The sequence below is a fragment of the Phytobacter sp. V69 genome (assembly GCF_965644215.1).
Taxonomy (GTDB): domain Bacteria; phylum Pseudomonadota; class Gammaproteobacteria; order Enterobacterales; family Enterobacteriaceae; genus Phytobacter.
Genome location: NZ_CBFFRL010000577.1, coordinates 1 through 283, shown reverse-complemented (window position 1 = coordinate 283; position 283 = coordinate 1). Strand labels below are relative to the sequence as shown.

The window sequence follows — 283 nt, the reverse complement described above, 5'->3', positions numbered from 1 at the left end:
TGAACGACCAGACCAGTTGTGGGTGGCAGACTTCACGTACGTCAGCACCTGGCAGGGCTTTGCTTACGTGGCGTTCATCATCGACGTGTTCGCGGGTCGTATCGTGGGCTGGCGGGTGTCGTCATCGATGGAAACGACGTTCGTACTGGATGCGCTGGAGCAGGCGTTGTGGGCCCGACGGCCGACAGGAACTATCCATCACTCAGATAAAGGCTCGCAGTATGTGTCGCTGGCGTACACGCAACGGCTTAAGGACGCAGGGCTGCTGGCATCAACGGGCAGC

The 283-nt window shown here is 59.7% G+C and carries 1 protein-coding gene; it reads left to right on the top strand.

All coding sequences use genetic code 11. From position 1 onward, the window contains the following. The coding region (locus tag ACSZPU_RS26500) for a DDE-type integrase/transposase/recombinase (protein WP_499004591.1) at positions 1–283 on the top strand (283 nt) is incomplete at both ends.